This window comes from Ruegeria sp. H4 (assembly GCF_056533065.1).
This window is the reverse complement of the sequence record NZ_JBQFOC010000002.1, coordinates 120,661-143,723: the sequence shown is the minus strand read 5'-3', so window position 1 is coordinate 143,723 and position 23,063 is coordinate 120,661. Positions and strand designations below refer to the sequence as shown.

Below are 23,063 nucleotides of genomic sequence, written 5' to 3'. Positions count from 1 at the left end.
ACCAGGCGCAACTGTTGCGCCTTTGGTCAGGGTTGTTAACCTTTCCTAAACCAGTTTCACGGATCAAAGACGGGCATCAGGGCGATGCGCGTTCCATTGATTACCACTTTCCCCTGCTCGCGGAAGTTTACGGTGATCTTGCCTGCGATGTTGGACTGTACCTGTCCAACACCCCATTCGGGGAAATCCGGGTGGCGAACAAACATGCCCGGTGCAAGAATAGCATTCATGTCTGTCATGCGGGTCCCTTGTATCCTGCGGCAGATACAGCAGGAGGTACGCATGGGCGCATCAGACGTCAACCTGGCCGAATTGATCGGATCGCGGATCTGTCACGATCTGATCAGCCCGATCGGGGCAATCACCAACGGGTTGGAACTGCTCGAGATGGTGGGCGCGGTTCAAGGCCCCGAGATGGAATTGATCTCGGGCAGTGTCGGCAGCGCTGGTGCGCGCATCCGGTTTTTTCGCGTGGCCTTTGGTGCGGCCAGCGATCAGCCCTTGGGCAAGACCGAAATAGCAGAGCTGCTGAACGATATCGAGCGCGCCGGGCGCGTTCGGGTCAGGTGGAACCTGACTGAACCTATACCGCGCAATCAGGTTAAGCTGGCCTTTCTGGCACTGATGTGCTGCGAAAGCGCGATGCCTTTGGGGGGTGAAGTTGAAATCTCAACCAATGGCTCGGGCTGTCAGGTTGTCGGAACCGCTGATAAACTGAATGTTGACAGCGACTTGTGGAAAAGTGTCGTCACAGGACACCCCTCGGGCAAAATCACGCCTGCACAGGTGCAATTTGCACTTTTGCCAGAATCAGCAGCAACGATAGGACGGCGGGTCGCGGTCGAAACCAGTTCGACCCGCGTAGCGCTGAGGTTTTAGCTCCGGATCGTGCCGTTGCCGCGCACCAGATACTGAAAACTGGTCAGCTGCGCCGCGCCGACCGGGCCACGCGCATGCATCTTGCCGGTTGCGATCCCAATCTCTGCGCCCATCCCAAACTCGCCACCATCGGCAAACTGGGTCGAGGCGTTGTGCATCAGGATCGCACTGTCGAGCCGCTCAAAGAAACGCGATGCCGCCTGACCATCCTCGGTCATGATGCAATCGGTATGGTTCGAGCCATACTGCTGGATATGCGCGATGGCGGCATCAATATCGGCTACCGGTCTGGCAGCAATGATGCTGTCCAGAAACTCTTTGCCCCAATCATCGGCTGTCGCCTGGAGCGTTCCATCGACAGCCAACGCGCCCTCGGCATGAACTTCGACGCCTGCGGCGATCAGAGCAGCGATTAGGTCACGCCCCAGAGTTTCGGCAATATCCTGATGGATCAAAAGGCATTCCGCCGCACCGCAGATACCTGTGCGTCGGGTTTTGGCGTTCAGTACCACTTCCAGCGTCTTCTGCGGATCAGCAGCTTTGTCGACAAAGATGTGAACAATACCTTCCAGATGCGCAAAGACGGGCACACGGGCCTCGCGCTGCACCAGACCGACCAGCCCTTTGCCACCGCGCGGCACGATAACGTCCACATAATCGGTCATGGTCAGCAATTCTTGCACCGCTGCACGGTCACGGGTCGGGACCAGTTGAATGGCATCTTCGGGCAGGTTCGCGGCCTTCAACCCCTCGATCAGGCAGGCATGGATGGCGGTGGACGAATGAAACCCTTCGGACCCGCCCCGCAAAATCACCGCATTGCCGGATTTCAGGCAAAGCGCGCCTGCATCGGCGGTCACGTTCGGGCGGCTTTCATAGATCACCCCGATCACACCCAGGGGCGTCCGAACCCGCTGAATATGCAGGCCCGAAGGCATGTCCCATTCGGTCATCACCTCACCCACAGGGTCCGTCTGTTTTGCAACGGTGCGCAAACCATCGACCATGCCCTGAATGCGGGTCTCGTCCAACATCAGGCGGTCCATCATTGCAGGGCTCAGGCCCTTGTTGCGACCGAATTCTAGATCTTTTTTGTTGGCTTCGATGATCTCGGCACGGTTCTTCCAAACCGCATCGGCGGCGGCGATAAGGGCTGTATGTTTGCGTTCGGCACTGGCAAAGGCCAGCTCACGCGCTGCATCTTTGGCGCGTTTGCCAAGATCGGCCATCAGGGCGGGAATATTATCGAGGTCTTTCATCTTGTGCACCTTTCTGCGCCGCTAAAGCGCCAAATCGTCCCTGTGGATCAGCGCCGCGCGACCGGGATAGCCCAGCGTCGCCTCTATCTCCGAGGATTTGCGCCCTTTGATCGCATCCGCCTCTTGCGCCGTATAGCGGCTGATCCCTTGAGCCAACCGCCGCGCCTGAGGATCCAGAACCGCGACCGGATCGCCGCGACCGAAATCCCCGGTCACTTCGGTAATTCCAGCAGGCAGCAAGCTGTTGCCGTTTGCAAGAGCCTTGGCCGCGCCCTCATCCACGGTGATCTCGCCCCGAGGTTTCATTGCTGAAATCCACCGCTTACGCGCCGCGTGCGGGTCCAGCTTGGCTGTAAACCATGTACAGTTTGCGCCATTCTCAAGCGATTGCAGAGGTTTAAGCGTTGACCCTTCGGTAATCGCCATATCGCATCCGGCGGCTGTTGCCATCTTGGCCGCCAACAATTTGGTTTTCATCCCGCCTTTGGACAGGCCAGACCCGGCATCACCCGCCATTGCTTCAATCTCAGGTGTGATGTGATCAATGGTTTCATATCGTTTAGCCGTGGCATCTTCGTTCGGATTGCCCGAATAGAACCCATCCACATCAGATAGCAGGATCAGTTGATCCGCGCCTACCGTCACCGCGATCTGGGCCGCCAGACGATCATTGTCGCCATAGCGGATTTCATCTGTCGCTACAGTGTCGTTCTCATTGACAATCGGCACAACGCCGAGACCCAACAGAGTTTCTAACGTTGCGCGCGAGTTCAAATAACGGCGGCGGTCCTCACTATCTTCCAAAGTGACCAGCACCTGAGCCGTTGTGATCTCATGCGGGGTCAGCGCTTCTTCGTAAGCGCGGGCCAGTCGGATTTGACCCACCGCTGCGGCAGCCTGAGATTGCTCCAACGGCAGTGTAGCGGAGGGCAGGCCCAAAACGCCACGGCCCAAGGCGATTGAGCCCGAGGATACTAGAATGACATCAGCCCCCTGCCCCTTCAGCCAGGCCACATCCTGTGCAAGCGATTTCAACCAGTCCGAACGCAGCACGCCGGAATGCCGGTCCACCAACAAGGCCGACCCGATCTTGACCACCAAACGACGGGCTGCGGTCAGGGTTGCCACGATTGGGCCTCCTCCGCGGGTTTCTGGCGCAGCCGGTTTTCATCGATCTCGGCCCGCAGCGCACGCAACACCTCGGTCACGCCCAGATGGGCAACGCCTGACATGGTCATGACAGGGCCGCCAACCGCCTCTTCCAATTCGGCCTTGGTGAGGTCGCGTTCTTCTTCATCCAACGCATCCACCTTGTTTAGCACGGTAATGCGTGGCTTATCAGCCAGTTCACCGCCATAGGCTTCGAGTTCATGGATGATGGTGCGATAGTCTTCGGCCACAGTTTCTGAGGTGCCATCGACCAGATGCAGGAGCACAGCGCAGCGTTCCACATGTCCCAGAAACCGGTCGCCAATCCCGCGCCCTTCGTGCGCACCTTCGATCAGACCGGGAATATCGGCCACCACGAACTCAACATTGTCGACGCCGACAACGCCCAGATTGGGATGCAAGGTCGTAAACGGATAATCGGCGATCTTGGGTCGCGCATTTGATGTGGCGGCCAGAAAGGTCGACTTGCCCGCATTCGGCATGCCCAGCAGGCCCACATCCGCGATCAGTTTCAGCCGCAGCCAAATCGTGCGGTCGATCCCTGCCTGCCCCGGATTGGCGCGGCGTGGCGCCTGATTGGTCGCCGATTTGAAGTGCAGGTTGCCGAACCCGCCATTGCCGCCCTTGGCCAGCGAAAACCGCTGCCCGACCTCTGTCAGGTCGCAGATCACGGTTTCTTCGTCCTCATCCAGGATCTCGGTCCCGACCGGCACACGCAGGATGATGTCATCACCATCCTTGCCAGTGCGCTGCTGGCCGCGACCAGGCTGTCCGTTCTTGGCAAAGAAATGCTGCTGATAGCGAAAGTCGATCAAGGTGTTCAGCCCATCGACAACTTCGGCCCAAACTGTACCACCTTTGCCGCCGTCCCCGCCATCAGGGCCGCCATATTCGATGTATTTTTCGCGTCGAAAGCTGACGCAGCCGCCACCTCCGGCCCCGGACCGGATGTAGACCTTTGCAAGATCGAGAAATTTCATAACTGTCCCCTACTGCAAAGGCCCCATCGGCCACAAGTCAGAGTTTTTTGCTATATGTCCAGGTGGGCACATTTGCGTCGCGCGCAACCGAATAGGTCTCGGCATCGCCAAGATATTCAAACCCGCAATGCGTCAGCACTCGCGCCGAGGCTGGATTGTCCTGAAACACACTGGCGAACATGCTGGAATGCTGTAGGGGGTTGGCCAGAACCAAAGCCTCTACCGCCAATGAGGCGATGCCGGTGTTCCAGTAAACCGGTGCGACCCAATAGCCGATTTCGGCCTGGTTACGATCCAACCGCTGTAGCGAGATCAGGCCGATCAATTCCGGCCCGCCATCCTTGGTGGCATCCAGCGCCCATACGTCCTCATCCCGTTCATCCGCCATGGCACGGGTTACAAAAGCCTCGGTCGAACCGGGTGGCAGCGGATGTGGAATCGTTGTGGTCATGCGCGCCACGCGCTCATCGCCTGCATAATGTTCAATGAGACCCATATCCGAACGGCGCAGTGGGCGCAGGTCGAACCGCTCGGTTTCGATGACCGGCTGGTTGATTATCGTCTCAAGTTTCATGTCTGTGCTCCTCCTCCGAACAACACGAAAAGTACGGACGCAACTGTGACACTCGCTAACGTCCACATCAGATATTTTTCCATAGGCCGTCCTTCAACCGCATGGGCGATTCTATCGCCCGCAAAAGTCCAGATCGGATGGAGAATTACCTGACAAAACAACAAACAAAGTGCGATTGTTAAAGTCGCCTGAAAGGCCGAAGTCCCCGCAGCGACAAAACCAGTGAAGCCTGCGATGATCATGGCCCAGGCCTTGGGGTTCAGCGGATGCACGATCAGCCCTGACCAAAAGCCCGGCACCGCAACATCGCCCTGACCGCGCGACAGGCGCAGATTGGCGATTTTCCACGCGAGCCAGATGATATAGGCCGCCGAGGCGTATTTGAGCACCTCAAACACCATGGGCACCCGATCCGCCAATTGCATCAGGCCAAAACCAACGGGCCAAATGATCAGCTGCTTGCCCAGGATGACCCCTGCAACAAATGGTAAGGCCGCCCGAAAACCATAGCGCGCACCTGTTCCCAGCAGGACCATATTGGCTGGTCCCGGCGTGCCGACCTGACTGGCGGCGAACAGGAGGAAACTGGTGGTTGCGACTGTCATCGGGTTTTGTTCACGACTGGGTTAAAACGAAAAAGGGACCGGCACTTTCTGCCGGTCCCCTGTGAATTTTTTATTAACCTTCTGGGTCTCGGCTTACTCTGCGGCCTCCGCCACTGGCAGGACCGAAATAAAGGTGCGGTTTTTAAGTCCCTTGTGGAACTTCACGGCGCCATCGGTGGTTGCAAAGATGGTGTGATCTTTGCCCATGCCTACGCCTTCGCCCGGCCAGAACTTGGTGCCGCGCTGACGCACGATGATGTTGCCTGCGATGGCGGCCTGGCCACCATAGAGTTTCACGCCAAGGCGACGACCCGCTGAGTCGCGACCGTTACGGGAGGAACCGCCAGCTTTTTTATGTGCCATTCTCTCTCTCCTTAGCCTTTAGCCAGTTCTTTGGCCTGTTCGATCCAGCCTTCACGCTCGATCCGACCTTTGAACGACAGTTTCTCGTCCATAGCAGCAACGTCTTCTTCCGTCCATGCCGCAATCTGGGCAAAGGTGGTGATGCCAGCTGCAAGAAGCTTCTTCTCGAGCGCGGGGCCAACACCGGACAGTTTCTTCAGATCGTCTGCACCAGCGTCAACAGCGGGTGCTTCGGCCTTGGGTGCCGCGTCTTTTTTCGCAGCAGCTTTCTTGGCCGGTGCTTTCTTCGGCGCAGCTGCTTCGACAGCCGCCGCAGAAACCGAACCGGTCGCCGCTTTGATGCCCGACTTGTCCGCACCCGACGACAGGATATCGGTGATTTTGACCAGGGTCAGCTTCTGACGGTGGCCAACGGTACGCTTCGAGCTGTGCTTACGACGACGTTTGACGAATTTGATGACCTTATCACCTTTGATCTGGTCGATCACTTCGGCCTGTACGCCTGCGCCTTCAACGAAAGGTGCACCAACAACCGGAGCGTCACCGCCCAGCATCAGAACATCGTTGAATTGAACTTTTTCACCTGCGTCGGCAGCCAGTTTTTCAACGCGGAGCACATCGCCCGCCTGAACCTTGTACTGCTTGCCGCCAGTCTTGAGGACCGCAAACATGCGTCTTTCCTTTTCCAAATCGCGTTCTGCGGTCCCCGCCTGGGTGTTGTCGGCTTTCGCCACCTCGAACAGCGAGCCCTTTTCGGGCTGTGATGAATGACCTTTGAAGCAAGTCCAAGGGTCAAATAATAACGATACCCGGCGCGGTATTCCGGCCGGGATGCGCGCTTATCCATGGATTAGGGGGCAAAGTCAACACCAAAGCGTGTTAAAGATCGGACCCGTTCAAAACCTGCGCTACAGCCTCGCCCAACTGGAACGAGATCGTATTAAACATCTGGTCGAACCCGTCAAACAAGGCGGTATTCAGCGCCTGCCCGGTCTTGGTTCTGGAAAAGGCGATGTATTCGCGCATTTCAGCCTCATCCAGCGGTGCATAGGCCATGAGCAGAAAGGAATAGAGCCATTCGGTGGTGTCCTCTGTTTTGGCGTCCTGTTCGGCCAAAAGCTGCGCCAACAACTCGGCGTCGTCGCCGGGCTGGCCTAGTGTCATCCCTTTGAAGAAGTTATATTGGGCGCTCAGCGTACCCTGCACATTCTGCTCGACCAAATCATTGACCCCAATGAACTCTGTCACGAGTTCGAACAACATCGAGTCAGGTAATGCGTCCTTGTATGTCGCGCGCGCCATTTCCTCGATTTCGGGGGTTAGAAAGGCGCGACGCGCCGAGTTTTCAAGCGAAACGACCGTCTGACCCAGATCGCTGTTATAGAAGACGATGGCCTGATCCATCTGTGCGTCTGACATTTGGGCGGCAAACGCGTCACGCATCTGGTTGCGCATCCAGGTCGGATCATAAATGTCCTGCACCTGAGCCTGGAAGAAATCTCCACCCGCATTATCCAGCAGCGTTTCATCCACTTCGCGCCGATATATGTCACCCTCTTCCGCAAGAATTTGCGCCACTTGGTCAAGCCGCATGGCCTCGGCCAATTGTTCGGCTTTCTCACTGGCGAACGCTGGCAAGGCCCCGACAAATAGCGCTGAAAACAAGGGCAGTAGGCGCATCAGATATCCTGAGCGGGGTGCAGTTCAGCCATGCGGGCGGCCAGCACTTCGAAGCGCATGGCCATGATTTCATACTGAATGGCATTCAGCAGCTCATAGACTTCCTGCATAAGCGGATGTTCCAAAGCGTCCACATAATCGTCAACTTCGGTGTCCGAGAACGCCTGATAGGTATAGGCCGCCCCCGCCAAACCAGAAAGCTGCAAGGATTGTCGCATCCCGGCTTCGTTGCTTTTCAACATCTGCCTCAGCTCATCAGCGCTCAACTGCAATTCGATCACGCCGGACGCGCTTGCAGCCAGCAAAAACCTCACCTGAATTTCCTGCAACGCCCGCAAGGACGTGCCCGAGGCATCAATGGCCGCATTCATGCGTTTGTAGCTTTCAACCCGCGGCGATCCAGCCTGCACCAGCGCGGCAAAAATCTCCTGCCCTTGCTGTTGTTTGACGTCGTCATCCTCTTCCATGTGCGAGGCGTTTTCAGCCTCGACCAGACGCTGACCCAGATCTGATGCATAGAAATCGACTGCGTGGTTCAGGGCATCGTCGCTTAGCGTCTCCTCCAGGATCGAAACGGCAGTTTCATGCATGCCCTCGGTGTTGAACACCTCTTCTGTCAAGCGCGTCCAGTCAGACCCGAACCCTTCTGGATCAATCCCCAGCATTTGCGGTGCTGAACCGGATGCCAAAGCGATGCTTTCCAATGCAACATCAAATCCGGTTGTGGTCAGAAACGCCTCAATCCGATCGCGATTGGCGGCCATAACAAGCGACGGCAACAGGATCAGCGCGACAAGCGGGGCGAAAAAGGCGATGGCGAAGCGGCGTGGTTGATGTGTCATATGGATGAGCCTAGGTGTTTTACCCCTGTAGGCAATGGAAAAACGCGGCTTTGCCGAATTCCGGAATTTTCTGCTTGCACCCCTGCCCGTTCCTAACTAAATCCCCCCCTCACAGACCCCCGCGGAGAGGTGCCGGAGTGGTCGAACGGGGCGGTCTCGAAAACCGTTGTGGGTGCAAGCCCACCCAGGGTTCGAATCCCTGTCTCTCCGCCAGCTTGTTTTGCCCAGCAAAATCGATCGTTCTTCTCAATACAAAACCATGGTTAAACCCATTCCCATCTCGCATTGGGCGTGTTCTTGCCACGCGGGTGGCGCGGGATCAGCGTAGCTTGGCCCATATCTCGCAGTTGCAGAAAAACACAAAGAATTCCCCTTTGAGAACAGATAGTTTTGCCCCATCTCGGCGACACATATTTCAAAGGAGAACCACATGTCGCGTACACTAATTCTGGCCATTGTCATCGCTGCAATCGGCGCTGGCGGCTATTTCTATTTTAACCAGGCAGAGCAAACTCCAGGTGAGCAATTGCAGGACGCGGCGCAAGATACTGCCGATGCTGTGGATGATGCCGCTGATGCTGCTGGCGACGCAGCAAATGACGTGGTCACTGACGCGCAGGAGGCTGTCAATGATGCCGTAGACACCGCTCAGGATGCCGCCTCGGACGCATTGGACGCGGCTGCAGATCAGGCCAGCGAAGCCGCTTCATCGGTTTCGGATGCCGCGGATCAAGCTGGCGAGCAAGTGGCCGCCTTGGCCAATCAGGGGCAGGAGTTGTTCAATTCCTGGCTGCAGGACGGGCTGCTGACCGCCGGAGAATTCGACTATGACGCGATGGTCGCTTCTGTTCAGGACAGCGACCTGACGCAAGAGCTAAAAACGCAGGCGATCCAGATATTTGACGAAATCAAAGCATCACCAGAAACCCTGCTGCAGAAGATCCAGGACCTGCGCAACCTGCTGACTCAACAATAAAAGATATTGGGCCAGCCCTAAGGGCGGGCCCTGCTTCTATGTAAGAAATTGCCAATTCCGCTACGTCAGCGCGACACGCGATTGACGCCGCACCGCCCATTTGTTTGGCTTGTCTTCAAACCAACCGCGTTGCTTTCCCTCGTCGTCATTTGATTTCGGAACTCATTGGAAAGCGCGCTGAACCGAGGGCGCATCTGTGACTGAAATTCCCAAAACGATGTTCGCGACTATTCTCAAATATGATGGGTATTCCGGCACCATGACCGGACCGGTGATCGAGAATGCTGGTGACTGGCTTGCCGAAGCGGAACTGCCTGTTCCCCAACCCGGCCCTGGGCAGGTTCTGATCCGCTTGCGCACCGCATCGGTGAACCCGTCTGATCTGCATTTCATAAAGGGCGAATATGGACAGCCTCGGGTCAAAGGTGCTGCGGCCGGGTTTGAAGGATGCGGAGACGTCGTGGCCAGCGGCAAAGGTGCCGAGGCCCTGCAAGGGCAGCGCGTGGCATTTGTCGCCGCAGGCTCAGGTGCATGGGCCGAGTATGTCGTGACCCAGATGCAGATGTGCATCCCGCTGCGCCCGGATATTTCTGACGATGACGGCGCGGCGCAAATCGTCAATCCGCTGACCGCGATGGCGATGGTCGACATGGCGAAAGAGGCAGGAGACGCCTTTGTCCTCTCGGCCGCGACCAGCCAGCTGGGCAAACTGATGTGCAGCCTGGGGCGCGATCTGGGTTTGAAACCCATTGCTCTGGTCCGACGGGCCGAGGCGGTTGATATGCTCAAAGACCTTGGCGCGGCTGAGGTGTTGGTGACCACCGATACAGATGTTGCGCAGAAATTCTCCGAACTGAGCGCCACGCTCAAACCTCGCATGTTCCTGGATGCGGTGATGGATCAACTCTCGGAACAGATCTTTTGCGCGATGCCAAACCGGGCGCGCTGGGTCTGTTATGGCAAGCTCGGCAGCGAAGCCCCTACCCTGACACAAACCGGCCAGTTGATCTTTATGGGCAAGCAGATCGAAGGGTTCTGGTTGACCCAATGGATGATGTCCACACCACCTGCCGATCAAATGCGCGTTGTGGCTGAAGTGCAAGCGCGCTTTGCCGACGGTCGGTGGAAAACCGATGTATCGGAACGGCTTACACTCCGCAATCTGATCCCAAATCTGGCCGATGCGCTGAAAAAGAGTGACGGGAAGGTGATTATCACGCCATAGTAGAACAAACGCTGGATCACCAGCATGGGGAGGAAAGCTTGGATAACGCGCAGCTGCTGATCAGCGGGCTGGCGAACGGGTGTGTGTATGGCCTGATCGCGCTTGGTTTTGTTCTGATCTACAAGGCGACCGAAGCGGTGAATTTCGCACAAGGCGATTTCATGATGCTGGGGGCCTTTGTCACCATTGGCCTGACGAATACCGAATATATGGGATTACCCTTCTGGATGGCGCTGCCGATCTCACTCGGCATCATGGGGGCGCTGGGGTATCTGCTGGATCGGCTGATCATCCGCCGCATGTTTGGGGAAAGCCAGACCGCCGTTGTGATCCTGACCATTGCTTTGGGCTTTGTGATCCGCTTTGTCGCCGGGCTGATCTGGGGGCATGAACCTCATACCCTGCAAAACCCGCTGGCGGGGAAAGAAGTTCGTTTTGGCGGGCTTGTACTGGGGATGGAGGATGTGGCCGTCATCGTCGTAACCATCCTGCTGACCTGGGGGCTTTACGTGTTTTTCAGCAAAACCAAGCTTGGGTTGGCAATGCAGGGTGCCTCGCAGAACCAGTTGGCGGCCTACTATATGGGCGTTCCGGTCAAGCGCGTGCAGGGTTTCATCTGGGCGCTTGCCGGAGTTGTTGCAGGGATTGCGGGCATTCTCTTCGCCGCCAAAGGATCAGTGGACCCAACCACCGGCCTGCTGGGGATCAAAGCCTTCGCCGCTGCTGTGATCGGAGGGTTTGGCAGCCTGCCCGGCGCTCTTGCGGGCGGTTTGATCGTCGGCGTGATCGAACCCTTTGCCAGCCGCTATATCGCTGCTGGCTACAGCCAGATCGCCCCCTATGCGTTGCTGCTGGCCGTGCTGATTTTCCGACCCAATGGCCTGTTTAGCCAGGTTCGGGTCAAGAAGGTCTGAGCCATGCGTATCGTTTTTAAAACCGATTACATGCAGGATATCCGCCCTTGGAAAGACGGCTATCAGCTCAGCCTTTATCTGATCTTGCTTGTTGTCGTTGCAGCGGCCCCATGGTGGCTTGATGATTTCTATCTGGGTGAACTGACCAACGTTCTAATTTGGGCTATCGCTGGTTTGGGTCTAATGATCCTGACCGGCCACACCGGTCAGGTCAGCCTGGGCCACGCTGCGTTTCTGGCGTTTGGCTGCTATGCCAATGTGATCCTGATCGAAGCGGGGGTGCCCTTTCTGATCGCCTTTCCGCTTGCCGGTGTGTTGACTGGCATAGCGGGAGTCACCGTCGCCATCCCTGCCCTGCGGCTGCATGGCATCTATCTGGCGATTTTCACCATGGCGCTGTCGATCCTGATGGATGACGTGATTGTTCTGAGCGAACCCTTGACCGGTGGCGTGGCGGGCAAGTTCATCGGCGGCGTCGACATCTTTGGCCTGAGTGTGGATCGTTGGGGCACCCCTGCCCCGTTCTTCTGGCTGGTGCTTTGTGTCGCTGTTCTGGTCACGCTGGGCTATATCAACCTACTGCGCGCGCCATTGGGGCGCAGCTTCATCGCGGTGCGGGATTCCGAAGTTTCCGCGCAAGCCATGGGCGTGGATATCGCGCGCACTAAGATGATCTCATTTGCCTTGTCCTGCGCTGTCACTGGTTTGGCCGGTGCGCTGATGGGTATGTTTTCCGGGGCGTTCAATAACGAAACCTTCTCGGTCCTGATTTCGATTCAGTTGTTGATGATGATCGTGATCGGCGGGTTGGGCTCGATCCATGGCGCGTTTCTGGGGGCCATCGTGATTGGCTTCCTGCCGCAATTCCTGTCGATTTCCAAGGAATATGTCGGCGCGATCTTTGGCGGTAGCACAGTCGCCATTCCGGGGCTGGAATTCGGCATCTTCGGCATGATCCTGATCGCCTTCATCCTGTTCGAACCCTTGGGCATGTATGGCCGCTGGCTGAAAATCCGTACATGGTTCGAGTTGTTCCCCTTCTACCGCAAGGACATGTTCAAACGGCAGAAATCCTATCTCAAGACGGAGCGTCTGAGATGAGCCTGCTTGAGTTTGAAAACGTCACCCTGAAATTCGGCGGTGTCACGGCGGTCGATAGTCTTTCCTTCGAGGTTGAAGAAGGCGAAGTTTTTGCCATCGTCGGCCCCAATGGCGCGGGCAAGTCGACGGTATTCAACCTGATCTCACGCTTCTACGACCCTGTCGCAGGCTCGATCCGGTTTGACGATCATGATCTGTTGCGGGTCAAACCGTCGGGCGTGGCTGCATTTGGCGTGGCACGGACGTTCCAGAATATCGAACTGTTCGAACATGCAACGGTGTTGCAGAACCTGCTGGTCGGTCGGCACCGGCATCGCAAAACCAACCTTCTGTCCGAGGTTTTGTTTCTGCCCTCTGCCAGCAGGCAAGAGCTGGAAAACCGCGAGAAAGCCGAACAGATCATCGATTTCCTCGATCTGCAGGCTTACCGCGACAAGATGATCTCGGGCCTGCCCTATGGGGTTCGAAAAGTGGTCGAGGTCGCCCGTGCGCTGGCCACCGATCCCAAGCTACTGCTGTTGGACGAACCAGCCTCGGGGCTGTCGGTCGAAGAGACCACCGATATGCGCTGGTGGATCGATGACATTCGGCGTCAGATGGGGATCACCGTTTTGATGGTCGAGCATGATATGGGGTTGGTTTCGGGCGTATCTGATCGCGTGTTGGCTATGGCCGACGGTGCCAAACTGGCCCTCGGCACTCCGGCTGAGGTACAATCCCACCATGCCGTGGTCGAGGCTTATCTGGGTAAAGCCTCATGAGCGAGCCGATCCTGAAAATCCGCAACATCGAAAGCTTTTATGGCCCGATCATGGCCATTCGCGGCGTCTCGCTCGATGTGTATCCCGGTCAGATCGTCTCGATCCTTGGGGCCAATGGCGCGGGCAAAACCACACTGATGAAAACGGTTTCAGGCGTCATGGACCCGGAAAAAGGCACAATCACCTTCGACGGGCAGGACATTCAGGGATCTGAGCCTCATAAGGTCGTGCAACAGGGTATCGTGCATGTCCCCGAAGGACGCGAAGTGTTTCCCCTGCTGACCGTCAATGAAAACCTCAGCCTTGGGGCCTACACCGCCAAGAACAAAGCCCAGATCGAACAGGACCGCGATATGGTGTTCAGCTACTTCCCGGTTCTGAAAGACCGTCGCGGACAAGAGGCCGGGACGCTGTCAGGCGGGCAGCAGCAAATGCTGGCGATCGGCCGGGGGCTGATGGCCAGCCCCAAGATCATGCTGCTGGACGAACCTTCGCTCGGCTTGTCGCCGCTGTTGGTTCAGGAAATCTTTGGCATTCTGAAACGTCTGAACGAAGAGCAGAAGATGACAATGATGCTGGTCGAACAGAACGCTCACGCCGCGTTGGAATTGGCCCATCATGGTTATGTGATGGAGGTTGGGCGGATCGTCATGGACGGTGCTGCCGACAAGCTTTTACAATCCGAGGACATCCAGAACTTCTATCTGGGCGTGCAGGAAGAAGGTGCGCGGGAAAACCGCCGCTGGAAACGCAAAAAGACGTGGAGGTGACACGGATGGACAGCACGCCTCTGCCCCCTCAGATCGACATCAACGGTGTCCGGTTCAACGCGACCGCTGGGCAGCGTCCCGTGCGGGTCGACGGGGCTGTCACGATCTCGGAGCTGTTCCAGAACCGTTGCGCCGATCTGGGCGACCGGACGGCCCATCGGGAAAAAGATCTGGGTATCTGGAAATCCTACTCATGGACCGACTATTGGCAGCACGCCAAGTGGATCGGGCTTGGCTTGCGTAAGTTAGGGCTTGAGCGCGGTCAGGTCGTCTCGATCCTGTCCGAGGACCGCAAGGAATGGGCCTGGTTCGACATGGGCATTCAATGTGTCGGCGGGATTTCATCCGGTATCTATACGACCGATGCGGCCAGTCAGGTGCAATATCTGATCAACGACAGCACCAGCCGCTTTCTGATCGTTGAAGACGAAGAACAACTGGACAAGTTTCTTGAGGTCGAAGACGCGGTTCCTGACCTTCAAATGGTGATCATCCTTGAAGATGAAGGTTTGCATGACCTCGACCATCCGCGCTGCATGATGATCGATCAGCTCTATGCCCTTGGTCAGCAGGTCGAGGCAGAGGACCCGGGCCGGTTCAAAGCTGAAATCGCTCAAGCCCGACCATCGGACACCGCCTTGCTGGTCTACACATCGGGCACAACGGGCCAGCCCAAGGGTGCGATGCTGAGCCATGAGAACATTCTGGCCGCCATGGAAAGTGGCGCGCGGGCCCTGCCTGCCAAGGCCAGTGACGAACAGCTTTGCTTCCTGCCGCTATGTCATATTCTGGAGCGCGATGTCTCGGTCTATTTTCCTTTGGCCTCCAAATGCACGGTGAACTTCGCGGAAAGCCCGGAAACGGTGTTTGCGAACCTGCAAGAAGTCTCGCCCACCACCTTCACCGCTGTGCCGCGCGTGTGGGAGAAGATCTATGCTCAGGTTCAGATCATGTCACAGGACGCAACGCGCTTTGGGCGGGTTGCATTTGGTCTGGCAGTTAAGGCCGGTCTGGCGCGGGCTGAGTACCTGAGCAGAGGACAGCCTGTCCCGGCGGGTATCGCCGCCCAATTCTGGGTTTGGGATCATCTGGTCCTGCGCAACCTGCGGCGAATGCTGGGCATGGACAAGATGCGCCGAGGCGGGTCTGGTGCGGCCCCAATCTCGCCTGACCTGTTGAAATGGTACTGGGCGATTGGTGTACCGCTGGTCGAAGGGTTCGGCATGACCGAAACCGCAGGTCTGGCATCACTGAACACCACCGATGAGAACCGTATCGGAACCATCGGGCGCGCGGCAGAGGGTTGCGATATCCGGGTCTCGGACGAAGGTGAGTTGCAGATCAAAGGTCTGAACATCTTTCAAGGTTATTGGCGCAACAACGCCAAGACGGCTGAAAGCTTCACCGATGATGGATGGCTGCGCACAGGCGATGTCGGAACGATTGACGCGGATGGCTATGTCTCGATCACCGGTCGAATGAAGGACATCATCATCACGGCAGGCGGCAAGAACATCACCCCTGCCGAGATCGAAAGCCGGCTGAAGTTCAGCCACTATGTCTCGGACGCCGTGATTGTTGGCGATCAGCGCAAGTTTCTGACAGCGCTCATCATGATCGATCAGGAGAATGTCGAGAAATTCGCGCAGGACCGAAAGATCCCTTTCTCGAATTTTGCCTCGCTTTGCGCAGCACCTGAGATCAAAGAGCTGATCGGGGCCGAGGTCGCTTCGGTAAACGCGGATTTCGCCCGCGTCGAACAGGTCAAGGATTTCAGGCTGATCGACGTGTTGTTGACCGCCGAAGATGAAGAACTGACCGCGACGATGAAACTGAAACGCGGCGCCGTGGAAAAGAAACACGCACATCTGATTGAAGACATGTACACTTAACCAAAGCACGAAACGGGAGGAGAACTATGAGCAAGCTGATAAACCGGCTAACGGTCGCTGCGGCTTTGACAGCGTCAGCCACGATGGGTTGGGCACAAACGCAGGGTGTGACCGATGATGAGATCGTGATCGGTGCGGTCAATGACCTCAGCGGTATTTTCGCCGCCGTGGGCGTTCCGGCGACCAAGGGCGCGAATGTGGTCTTTGACCGGGTCAATGCGGCAGGCGGCGTGCATGGTCGCACGATCCGCTATGTGGTCGAAGACAACGGCTATCAGATGCCGCGCGCGATGCAGGGCTATAACAAGCTGCTGAACCGCGACAAGGTATTCGCCATGCTGCAATCGCTGGGCACGCCCATGAACCTAGCCGGGTTTAAACTGCTGGACCCGAAAGGCATTCCCAACGTTGCCCCCCTGACCGCTGCACGGCAAATGCTGCAAGAGCCGGTCAGGAACAAGTTCACGTCGTTCTCAACCTATTACGACCAGGCGCGGGTTGGCGTGAAATACCTCGCCGGCGAGTTCGGGTCGCAGGCTGTTTGCACTATGTATCTGCCAACCGATTTTGGTGAAGAAATACTGGAAGGTAGCAAATCGGGCGCGGAAGAGGCAGGTATCTCATTTGCTTCGGAAACCACGCATAAACCGGATGAAACGGATTTTGTCGGCTCGTTGAGCAAACTTAAGGAAGATGGCTGCGATATTGTCACCATTGCCCTTGGTGTGCGTCAGGCCATCACCGTTGTTGGGACTGCCAAAAAGATGGGCCTGACGGATATGAAATTCCTGGGCACATCTGCCAGCTTCCTGACCGTTGTGGCACAGGTTCCGGGTGGTGTGACCGATGGGTTCTACGCCGCAGCATCCTGGCAGGACCTATGGGCGCGCGCGGATGAACCCGTCCCTGCCGCGTTTATCGAGGAATACAAGGCCGCCACAGGCGAAGACCCGGTTGGCTTTGCAATGCTGGGTTATTCCGCCGCTGAAATGATGGTCAAAGCGCTAGAGGCCGCCGGCCCAGACCTGACCCACGATAGCTTTATCGCCGCGATGGAATCGCTGGACTACACGGATGAGCTGGTCGGCAACCACATCTCGTACAGCGCGGATGATCATCAGGGCGCCGATACGGTCTTTGTGAATGTGGTGGAAAACGGAGCCTGGAACCTCGTCTACGAGGAGTAGGCCATCCAATGAAAGGGGCTGCGGCCCCTTTCGCACTCTCAGGCCCTAAGCAATTTCTTTAGTCTTTTCCGCAATTTCTGCGCTCTGGGCCGGGCATAGATCTGAGCTGGCGTCAGAGTTGCATACCCACCGTGATCGATGACGCGAAATCCCGTCTGGGCATTGACGATCAGAAACTGGTTGAACGGAAGCGTATAGATCGGAAGCCCCTGCGCCTCGCAGAAATAAATGGCATAGGGAAAAACCTCGCTGGGGCTGTATTCTTGGCTATGCTGCCAGATCGTCTTGGTGAAATCATCGCCGCCAATGAACCCATCCTTGCGGATCTTCGGTAGCATCGCATGAAGATCAATGGTGATCCCACGCAAGGTGTGATCGCCGTCGATATACGCCAAGTCCAGCGAGCAGTCTGGTATCTGCGACTGTGCGTTGCGTGTTGTGTCGCGAATTTCAGTCACCTTGTCCAGAAACGGGCTGACCCGTCTGAGCGCTTCGTTTCGGATTTCTTCGAACTCGATATCGGTTTTGTTGGCAGGCTTGTTCCAGTCCGGCAGATTCCGCCATGGATCGATCAGGGTGTAGTGTTCAATTTGAGCGACCTGTGTCAGCAGGGTTTCGGCAAACTGGCCTTTCCAGACCCCAACCTCACAAACAGATCTACACTTCAGCCGCGAGATGAGATTGACCCACAATTGATGCCGGTCCTGACTGATCCCGATCGCCTGTTCAATAATTTCGTCAAGCTCTGCCGTGTCCATGGGTGCCTCGAACTACGCGACAACCTTAGGCCACCGCTTTGAAAGGAAACTACGGTCTTCTAACAGTCTGTACTCTTCGAGATCAGGTTTACACGAATTGGCAGCGCTGGTTTCAAAATTTGAGACAGGCAGCGCATTGTTGCCTATCAGCACAAAAAAAAGGGCGCCTGCGATTGCAGACGCCCGATTTGAAATCTGGAAGCAGTTGGTGATTAACGCTTCGAGAACTGGAACGAACGGCGGGCTTTGCGCTTACCGTATTTCTTACGTTCCACAACGCGGCTGTCGCGGGTCAAGAAGCCAGCGGCTTTCAGGGCGCCACGCAGGTTCGGATCATAAAGCTGCAGCGCTTTCGAGATGCCGTGCTTGACCGCACCGGCCTGACCGGTCAGGCCACCGCCTTTGACGGTTGCGACAACGTCAAACTCACCTTCTACACCGGCAACCTGGAACGGCTGGCGCAGGATCAGCTGCAGAACGGGACGTGCGAAGTACTTGTCCTGGTCCTTGCCGTTTACGGTGACTTTGCCGGAGCCCGGCTTGATCCAAACGCGGGCAACAGCGTCTTTACGCTTGCCGGTGGCGTAGGAGCGGCCCAGCTCGTCACGCACGGGTTCGCGCACGATGACTTCTTCGGCCACGGTTTCAACGCCTGCGACGGCGCTCAGCTCTTCGAGAGTATTGATCTGATCAGCCATCGGTCATTAGCTCCGGGTGTTTTTCTTGTTCATGGACTTCACGTCCAGAACTTCGGGCGCTTGCGCCTCGTGGGGATGCTCGGCACCGGCATAAACGCGCAGGTTGGTCATCTGCTGGCGCGCCAGACGGTTGCCCGGCAGCATGCGCTTGACCGCTTGGGTCACGACGCGCTCGGGGTGTGCACCCTCAAGGATCTGCTGCTTGGTGCGCGACTTGATGCCGCCCGGGTGGCCAGTGTGCCAGTAGAAGTTTTCTTCGCGCTTCTTGCCGGTCATCTGGATTTTGTCAGCGTTGATCACGATGACATTGTCGCCCATGTCCATGTTCGGGGTGAACGACGCTTTGTGCTTGCCACGCAGGCGCATGGCGACGATCGAGGCGAGACGGCCCAGAACAACGCCCTCGGCGTCGATCAGGATCCATTTCTTGTCGATGTCTGCAGGTGTTGCAGAAAAGGTTTTCATGGCAGGATAGTCCTGTTTGATGTGAAAGACCGCCCTAATACAGAGCGGCCCGAATTCGATGGACGGGTTTTATGGGGTGAAAGCATGCAGGTCAAGCGCGCAAAGATAGATTTACTTGTTAGATAACAATGCTTTAAAAAATAGGTATTATTTTACCCCATATTACTCCACACATCTTTCAGCAAAACCCAGCGCATCCACATCGTAGGACCATTCCCCAAGTCAAGTGATTGGTTATCCACGTGTCGTGCCCCTAGTTTTGCTGTCGCTTTTTGCGATCGAATATTGGAAGGGTCGATATGAAACCAGACTTGGTCCCAATCCTGAAAGGCATAATCAAGCATCAGCGCCTTTACCGCCCGATTACTGTCGCCGCCCCAATGATCCACAGTCAGAAAACTATACCCAATCGCGATCCCACCAGGAACCTCGGGGGGCTCGTAATACTTTGAACATCCCACAACCCGACCACCTACGTCGCGGATTATCACAGCACCTTCTGTCGAAAGCAGGAACTCAAAATACGGGCCAAAGACATCTCTTTTATGCCTCGTCGTTGCCGGGTGACCGGCCCAGATCACAGGGTCGCTAGCGGCAGCATAGAGCGGCTCGAAATCGGCTTCTGTCATTGGGTCAATTACAAACCCACCGCCGCGCAATTGGGGGATATGCATTAACCTATTCACCTTAGACCGAGATCTGTTCCGGTGGATTGTCCAGCAAAGACCGCAGACGCATCATGGCGTCTTCAAATCGTTGCAGCGAGACATGCCCGTTCATGGCAATGCGCACCGCATTTGGTGCACGACCATCCCGCAATGCGAACTCATCCGCAGACCGCAATTGTATCCCCTCTCGCTCAGCCGCGCGGCTAAAGGCAGCGGCGCGCCAACCCGACGGCAGGCTCAGCCAGACAAACGGAACATCGGGGGCCCAGTTCAGATCAAACCCACCCAAGGCGTTTACTGTGATGTGAACATATTCCGTCATCCTACCACGTACGTCTTGTGCAATCTGACGCGTTCGAGGATCGGACAGAAGCAGGCGGGTTAACTCGGCCAAGGGCTGAGCCAAGCCAAAATACCCATATTCGGCAGACCGGCGCAAACCCACGCTGCGTTCACGCGGAGCGATGGCAAAGCCAACCCGCAAAGCTGGGGTCAGAATCTTCGAGATCGAAGACACGTGCCACCCACGCTCGGGCGCAAGGGCGCGGAAACTGGGTTCTTTGGCATCCCCCATTCGATAGCAATCATCCTCAACGATCTGGACATCAAATTTCCGCGCGATCTCAACGATTTCTTTGCGCCTTTCCAAAGGCGTGTGCGTTGCGGTTGGATTTTGAACTTCGGGTGACACGCACACCGCCTGCGCCGGGGTTTGGCGCAGAACATGTTCCATTGCGCCGGGATCGATACCCCATTTGTCCATTCGGATGCCGACCACCTCGGCGCGCATCAACTCTCCTGCACGACGGAAACCGGCGTAAGACAGGTCCTCGACCAAAACGACCGGCTTGGGCCCTTGCAGGATGGTTTGAAACACCAAGCATAGCCCATTCTGCCCCCCATGGGTAAGGACAATGTCATCATCGTTCAGCGGGCCCAGCGGAAGATCCGAAAGCCAATCAACCACTGCCTGTCGCATGGGCTGATACGCATCGCGTGTGGGGTAGTTCATAAATAGTGCTGGATCGGATTGAGAGACTTTCTGCAAACACTCACGGATCAACGACACCTGCCCCATATCCACCAGCCTGGGGCTGAACAGGCTAACATGGTGGGTGTTCTGCGCCTCGGCCAGATGAAGTTGCCGGGACCAGACATCATCCAGAATCGGAGATTTTGGCGGGGCTACGAATGTACCACGTCCGACCTCGGCTTGTAGCAACCCCTCATCGGTGAGAATCGTATAGGCGCGTGCGACAGTGCCGGGTGTAATTTGCAATCGATACGCCAGTTCCCGCACCGGCGGCAGTTTGGTGCCGATATCTAAAGTTTTGTTATCAATAGCTTTTCGTATTGTGTCGGCAACCAGAGTATACTTTGGCCCCTTGGACTTTGGCAGCGTGCTTGGCCAAATTGTATCCATTACAATTCTTCCTTTGCGTTTGACACAATCTTGAATGTATCAAGTACACATATCGAACATCAATGCTTTGTGTCAATACAATGGGAAAGGAATACTGAGATGACACGCACAATGCACAACCCCGCCCTCTTGCTGCTGAACGACAGCCCCCGGTTGCCGCTGATCGCCGCGCTGGCCGTGCGGTTTGCGGCGGCGGTCACTCAATGGGAACGCCGTCGTCGCAGTCGCATTAACCTGAGCTATCTGGATGACAGGCTTCTTGAGGATGTTGGTCTGACCCCAATGCAGGCCAAACGTGAGGTAAGCCGCCATTTCTGGCAGCTCTGATTGATCCCCAGTCCCATTTTGGGACCTCTTCCTGGGCCGGGGTTTATCCCCGGCCTTTTTTATCCAAACTTGGCCGCAGCCGACCCCGCCGGTGGAAGGGAATAGGTCATACTGGCCCGAGCAACCGGCTGATCTGAGCCTTCGGAGTAGATCAGCACATCCCCGACAGCCAGGCTGCGCCCAAGTTTCAGCAACCGACAAGTTGCAACCAGATCTTTGCCGCCTTCCGGTTTTCGCAGAAAATCCAGCGAACTGTTGGTGGTTACGGCAAGCGACTGGCGACCTTTGCGCGCCAGAACCATCGCGTAAACACAGACATCTGCCAGCCCGAACATCGAAGGCCCAGACACTGTTCCACCGGGGCGCAAGTGACGATCTGCCACAACAAGGCGCATGGTGATGCTGTCTTCATCCAGCGCCTCGACCACGAAGTCCTTATGGACCTGTGGGAATACCTCGGCCAGGTATTGTGACAGTTCGTCTTTGTTCAGCGCCAATCCCATGCTTCCCCTCCTGTATCTTGCGCCCTAGAGTTGGCCCAACAGCCAGCAGGAGGGCAAGATGGCAATTTTGGAACGTAACGACACTGGCGCGGTCGCGCAGCTTCGATTGAATGCGCCGGATCGGTTGAACGCCCTGAGCGATGAGATGCTGGCGGCCCTGCAAGCTGAGTTCGACAAACTGCGCGAGGACAGATCGATCCGCGCCATTACCCTGTCGGGTGCGGGCAAAGCCTTCTGCGCCGGGCATGATCTGAAACAGATGACAGCAGGCCGGCAATCCGAGGATGGCGGCAAAGCTTACTTTCAGGATCTGTTCAATCGCTGTGCCAAGATGATGATGTCAATCCAGTCCCTCCCGCAGCCCGTTGTCGCGCAAGTGCACGGCATTGCGACAGCGGCGGGATGTCAGTTAGTGGCGACCTGCGATCTGGCCGTTGCGGCTGAAGGCACACGTTTTGGTGTGAATGGTGTGAATATTGGGCTGTTCTGTTCGACGCCCATGGTCGCACTTAGCCGCAACATCCCCAGAAAACTGGCCTTTGAGATGCTGACAACTGGTGATTTCATCACCGCCGAACGCGCAGCGGAACTCGGCTTGGTCAATCGCGTGGTGCCTGAAATGCTGCTGGAACACGAGACAATCTCGCTTGCAGAGCAGCTGGCCAGCAAGTTGGGAAGTGCGGTGAAAATCGGGAAAGAAGCGTTTTATCAACAGCTTCAGATGCCACTGGATCAGGCCTATTCCTATACCGGAGAGGTAATGGCGCAGAATATGCTGCATCGGGATACAGAAGAAGGCATTTCCGCCTTTATCGAGAAACGCCCCCCGAATTGGACCCAATAACGCAATTGTGGGGTATATTTTTTGCCACTGTTTTCATTTTTGCACTTTTCAAAAGGGCAGCACTGTGGCAAAGCTGAGACGAGGCTAAGGCCTCGGACATACTTTTGGGTCGCCGTGGGCGGAAGGTCCCTCCAAGCTGGTTTCTCTCACCGGCGTTGACATTCCCGCAGCGGCGACCCCAAGACCTCCCGTAAAATCA

26 protein-coding genes, 1 tRNA gene and 1 pseudogene are annotated in these 23,063 nt (G+C 56.6%); 12 read left to right on the top strand and 16 right to left on the bottom strand.

The features are described from left to right. Nucleotides 1-56 precede the first annotated feature (56 nt). A complete protein-coding gene (locus ACR0KG_RS12150) occupies nt 57-239 on the bottom strand; it encodes a DUF3553 domain-containing protein (protein WP_480541487.1) in 183 nt (60 codons plus the stop codon). A 43-nt stretch (nt 240-282) separates the two neighbouring features. On the opposite strand from ACR0KG_RS12150, the gene ACR0KG_RS12145 reads away from it, so the two are divergent. Further along, nucleotides 283-879, top strand: coding sequence for a histidine phosphotransferase family protein (locus ACR0KG_RS12145; protein WP_480827420.1), 597 nt, complete (start codon nt 283-285; stop codon nt 877-879). Here the strand turns inward: ACR0KG_RS12145 and ACR0KG_RS12140 are convergent. The 9 genes from ACR0KG_RS12140 to ACR0KG_RS12100 form a co-directional block, all read right to left on the bottom strand. Then, on the bottom strand, nt 876-2,138 hold the full coding sequence (locus ACR0KG_RS12140) for a glutamate-5-semialdehyde dehydrogenase (protein WP_480827419.1): 1,263 nt from the start codon (nt 2,136-2,138) through the stop codon (nt 876-878). The two genes, ACR0KG_RS12145 and ACR0KG_RS12140, sit on opposite strands and share 4 nt — an antisense overlap. A gap of 21 nt (nt 2,139-2,159) precedes the next feature. Continuing rightward, the gene (proB, locus tag ACR0KG_RS12135; protein WP_480827418.1) at nt 2,160-3,266 is read right to left on the bottom strand and encodes a glutamate 5-kinase; all 1,107 of its coding nucleotides are present in this window, start codon (nt 3,264-3,266) and stop codon (nt 2,160-2,162) included. Further along, nucleotides 3,254-4,288 carry a GTPase ObgE gene (gene obgE / locus ACR0KG_RS12130; protein ID WP_480827417.1) on the bottom strand — a complete coding sequence of 345 codons (1,035 nt, stop codon included), beginning with the start codon at nt 4,286-4,288 and terminating at the stop codon, nt 3,254-3,256. Before obgE ends, proB begins: the two co-directional genes overlap by 13 nt. 37 nt (nt 4,289-4,325) lie before the next feature. After that, nucleotides 4,326-4,862 (bottom strand): GNAT family N-acetyltransferase, encoded by a 537-nt coding sequence (locus ACR0KG_RS12125; RefSeq protein ID WP_480541497.1) that lies wholly within the window; start codon nt 4,860-4,862, stop codon nt 4,326-4,328. After that, nucleotides 4,859-5,467 carry a LysE family translocator gene (locus ACR0KG_RS12120; protein WP_480541499.1) on the bottom strand — a complete coding sequence of 203 codons (609 nt, stop codon included), beginning with the start codon at nt 5,465-5,467 and terminating at the stop codon, nt 4,859-4,861. The genes ACR0KG_RS12125 and ACR0KG_RS12120 overlap by 4 nt, the downstream gene beginning before the upstream one ends. Before the next feature lie 93 nt (nt 5,468-5,560). Next, complete coding sequence (gene rpmA / locus ACR0KG_RS12115; RefSeq protein WP_039535512.1) at nt 5,561-5,830, bottom strand: 50S ribosomal protein L27; 270 nt, start codon at nt 5,828-5,830, stop codon at nt 5,561-5,563. Nucleotides 5,831-5,841: 11 nt separating this feature from the next. Then, nucleotides 5,842-6,501, bottom strand: a complete 660-nt coding sequence (locus tag ACR0KG_RS12110; RefSeq protein ID WP_480549238.1) for a 50S ribosomal protein L21 — start codon at nt 6,499-6,501, stop codon at nt 5,842-5,844. Nucleotides 6,502-6,709: 208 nt separating this feature from the next. Beyond that, complete coding sequence (locus ACR0KG_RS12105) at nt 6,710-7,510, bottom strand: DUF2059 domain-containing protein (protein ID WP_480827416.1); 801 nt, start codon at nt 7,508-7,510, stop codon at nt 6,710-6,712. Continuing rightward, a complete protein-coding gene (locus tag ACR0KG_RS12100; protein WP_480827415.1) occupies nt 7,510-8,352 on the bottom strand; it encodes a DUF2059 domain-containing protein in 843 nt (280 codons plus the stop codon). Before ACR0KG_RS12100 ends, ACR0KG_RS12105 begins: the two co-directional genes overlap by 1 nt. 123 nt (nt 8,353-8,475) lie before the next feature. Here ACR0KG_RS12100 and ACR0KG_RS12095 point away from each other — a divergent pair. The 9 genes from ACR0KG_RS12095 to ACR0KG_RS12055 all read left to right on the top strand — a co-directional run bounded on the left by ACR0KG_RS12095 (nt 8,476) and on the right by ACR0KG_RS12055 (nt 17,178). Next, nucleotides 8,476-8,565, top strand: a tRNA-Ser gene (locus ACR0KG_RS12095). A gap of 217 nt (nt 8,566-8,782) precedes the next feature. After that, nucleotides 8,783-9,328 (top strand): hypothetical protein, encoded by a 546-nt coding sequence (locus ACR0KG_RS12090; RefSeq protein WP_480549244.1) that lies wholly within the window; start codon nt 8,783-8,785, stop codon nt 9,326-9,328. 196 nt (nt 9,329-9,524) lie between these two features. After that, nucleotides 9,525-10,553: an alcohol dehydrogenase catalytic domain-containing protein gene (locus ACR0KG_RS12085; RefSeq protein ID WP_480827414.1), complete on the top strand. Its 1,029-nt coding sequence runs from the start codon at nt 9,525-9,527 to the stop codon at nt 10,551-10,553. A gap of 38 nt (nt 10,554-10,591) precedes the next feature. After that, complete coding sequence (locus ACR0KG_RS12080; RefSeq protein ID WP_480541511.1) at nt 10,592-11,467, top strand: branched-chain amino acid ABC transporter permease; 876 nt, start codon at nt 10,592-10,594, stop codon at nt 11,465-11,467. Between the two features lie 3 nt (nt 11,468-11,470). After that, a complete protein-coding gene (locus tag ACR0KG_RS12075) occupies nt 11,471-12,568 on the top strand; it encodes a branched-chain amino acid ABC transporter permease (RefSeq protein ID WP_480827413.1) in 1,098 nt (365 codons plus the stop codon). Then, nucleotides 12,565-13,329 carry an ABC transporter ATP-binding protein gene (locus ACR0KG_RS12070; RefSeq protein WP_480827412.1) on the top strand — a complete coding sequence of 255 codons (765 nt, stop codon included), beginning with the start codon at nt 12,565-12,567 and terminating at the stop codon, nt 13,327-13,329. Before ACR0KG_RS12075 ends, ACR0KG_RS12070 begins: the two co-directional genes overlap by 4 nt. Next, nucleotides 13,326-14,099, top strand: coding sequence for an ABC transporter ATP-binding protein (locus ACR0KG_RS12065; protein ID WP_480549254.1), 774 nt, complete (start codon nt 13,326-13,328; stop codon nt 14,097-14,099). Before ACR0KG_RS12070 ends, ACR0KG_RS12065 begins: the two co-directional genes overlap by 4 nt. A gap of 5 nt (nt 14,100-14,104) precedes the next feature. Next, nucleotides 14,105-15,991 carry an AMP-dependent synthetase/ligase gene (locus ACR0KG_RS12060; RefSeq protein ID WP_480549256.1) on the top strand — a complete coding sequence of 629 codons (1,887 nt, stop codon included), beginning with the start codon at nt 14,105-14,107 and terminating at the stop codon, nt 15,989-15,991. Nucleotides 15,992-16,017: 26 nt separating this feature from the next. Continuing rightward, nucleotides 16,018-17,178 (top strand): ABC transporter substrate-binding protein, encoded by a 1,161-nt coding sequence (locus ACR0KG_RS12055; RefSeq protein WP_170536808.1) that lies wholly within the window; start codon nt 16,018-16,020, stop codon nt 17,176-17,178. A 38-nt stretch (nt 17,179-17,216) separates the two neighbouring features. Here ACR0KG_RS12055 and ACR0KG_RS12050 read toward each other — a convergent pair whose 3' ends face one another. The 5 genes from ACR0KG_RS12050 to ACR0KG_RS12030 form a co-directional block, all read right to left on the bottom strand. After that, nucleotides 17,217-17,936 carry a class I SAM-dependent methyltransferase gene (locus tag ACR0KG_RS12050; protein ID WP_480549258.1) on the bottom strand — a complete coding sequence of 240 codons (720 nt, stop codon included), beginning with the start codon at nt 17,934-17,936 and terminating at the stop codon, nt 17,217-17,219. Nucleotides 17,937-18,148: 212 nt separating this feature from the next. Further along, complete coding sequence (rpsI, locus tag ACR0KG_RS12045; protein WP_010440030.1) at nt 18,149-18,634, bottom strand: 30S ribosomal protein S9; 486 nt, start codon at nt 18,632-18,634, stop codon at nt 18,149-18,151. Between the two features lie 6 nt (nt 18,635-18,640). Continuing rightward, complete coding sequence (gene rplM, locus ACR0KG_RS12040) at nt 18,641-19,099, bottom strand: 50S ribosomal protein L13 (RefSeq protein ID WP_039536983.1); 459 nt, start codon at nt 19,097-19,099, stop codon at nt 18,641-18,643. Between the two features lie 152 nt (nt 19,100-19,251). Further along, entirely contained in the window at nt 19,252-19,773 is a 522-nt protein-coding gene (locus ACR0KG_RS12035) for a GNAT family N-acetyltransferase (RefSeq protein WP_480541525.1), read from the bottom strand. A gap of 13 nt (nt 19,774-19,786) precedes the next feature. Beyond that, entirely contained in the window at nt 19,787-21,190 is a 1,404-nt protein-coding gene (locus ACR0KG_RS12030; RefSeq protein ID WP_480827411.1) for an aminotransferase-like domain-containing protein, read from the bottom strand. A gap of 99 nt (nt 21,191-21,289) precedes the next feature. On the opposite strand from ACR0KG_RS12030, the gene ACR0KG_RS12025 reads away from it, so the two are divergent. Continuing rightward, nucleotides 21,290-21,517: a YjiS-like domain-containing protein gene (locus ACR0KG_RS12025; protein WP_170536815.1), complete on the top strand. Its 228-nt coding sequence runs from the start codon at nt 21,290-21,292 to the stop codon at nt 21,515-21,517. A 59-nt stretch (nt 21,518-21,576) separates the two neighbouring features. Here ACR0KG_RS12025 and ACR0KG_RS12020 read toward each other — a convergent pair whose 3' ends face one another. After that, nucleotides 21,577-22,020, bottom strand: a complete 444-nt coding sequence (locus tag ACR0KG_RS12020) for a PaaI family thioesterase (protein WP_480541529.1) — start codon at nt 22,018-22,020, stop codon at nt 21,577-21,579. 49 nt (nt 22,021-22,069) lie between these two features. Here ACR0KG_RS12020 and ACR0KG_RS12015 point away from each other — a divergent pair. Then, a pseudogene (locus ACR0KG_RS12015) lies at nt 22,070-22,864 on the top strand (enoyl-CoA hydratase); the annotation flags it as partial. Between the last annotated feature and the right edge of the window lie 199 nt (nt 22,865-23,063).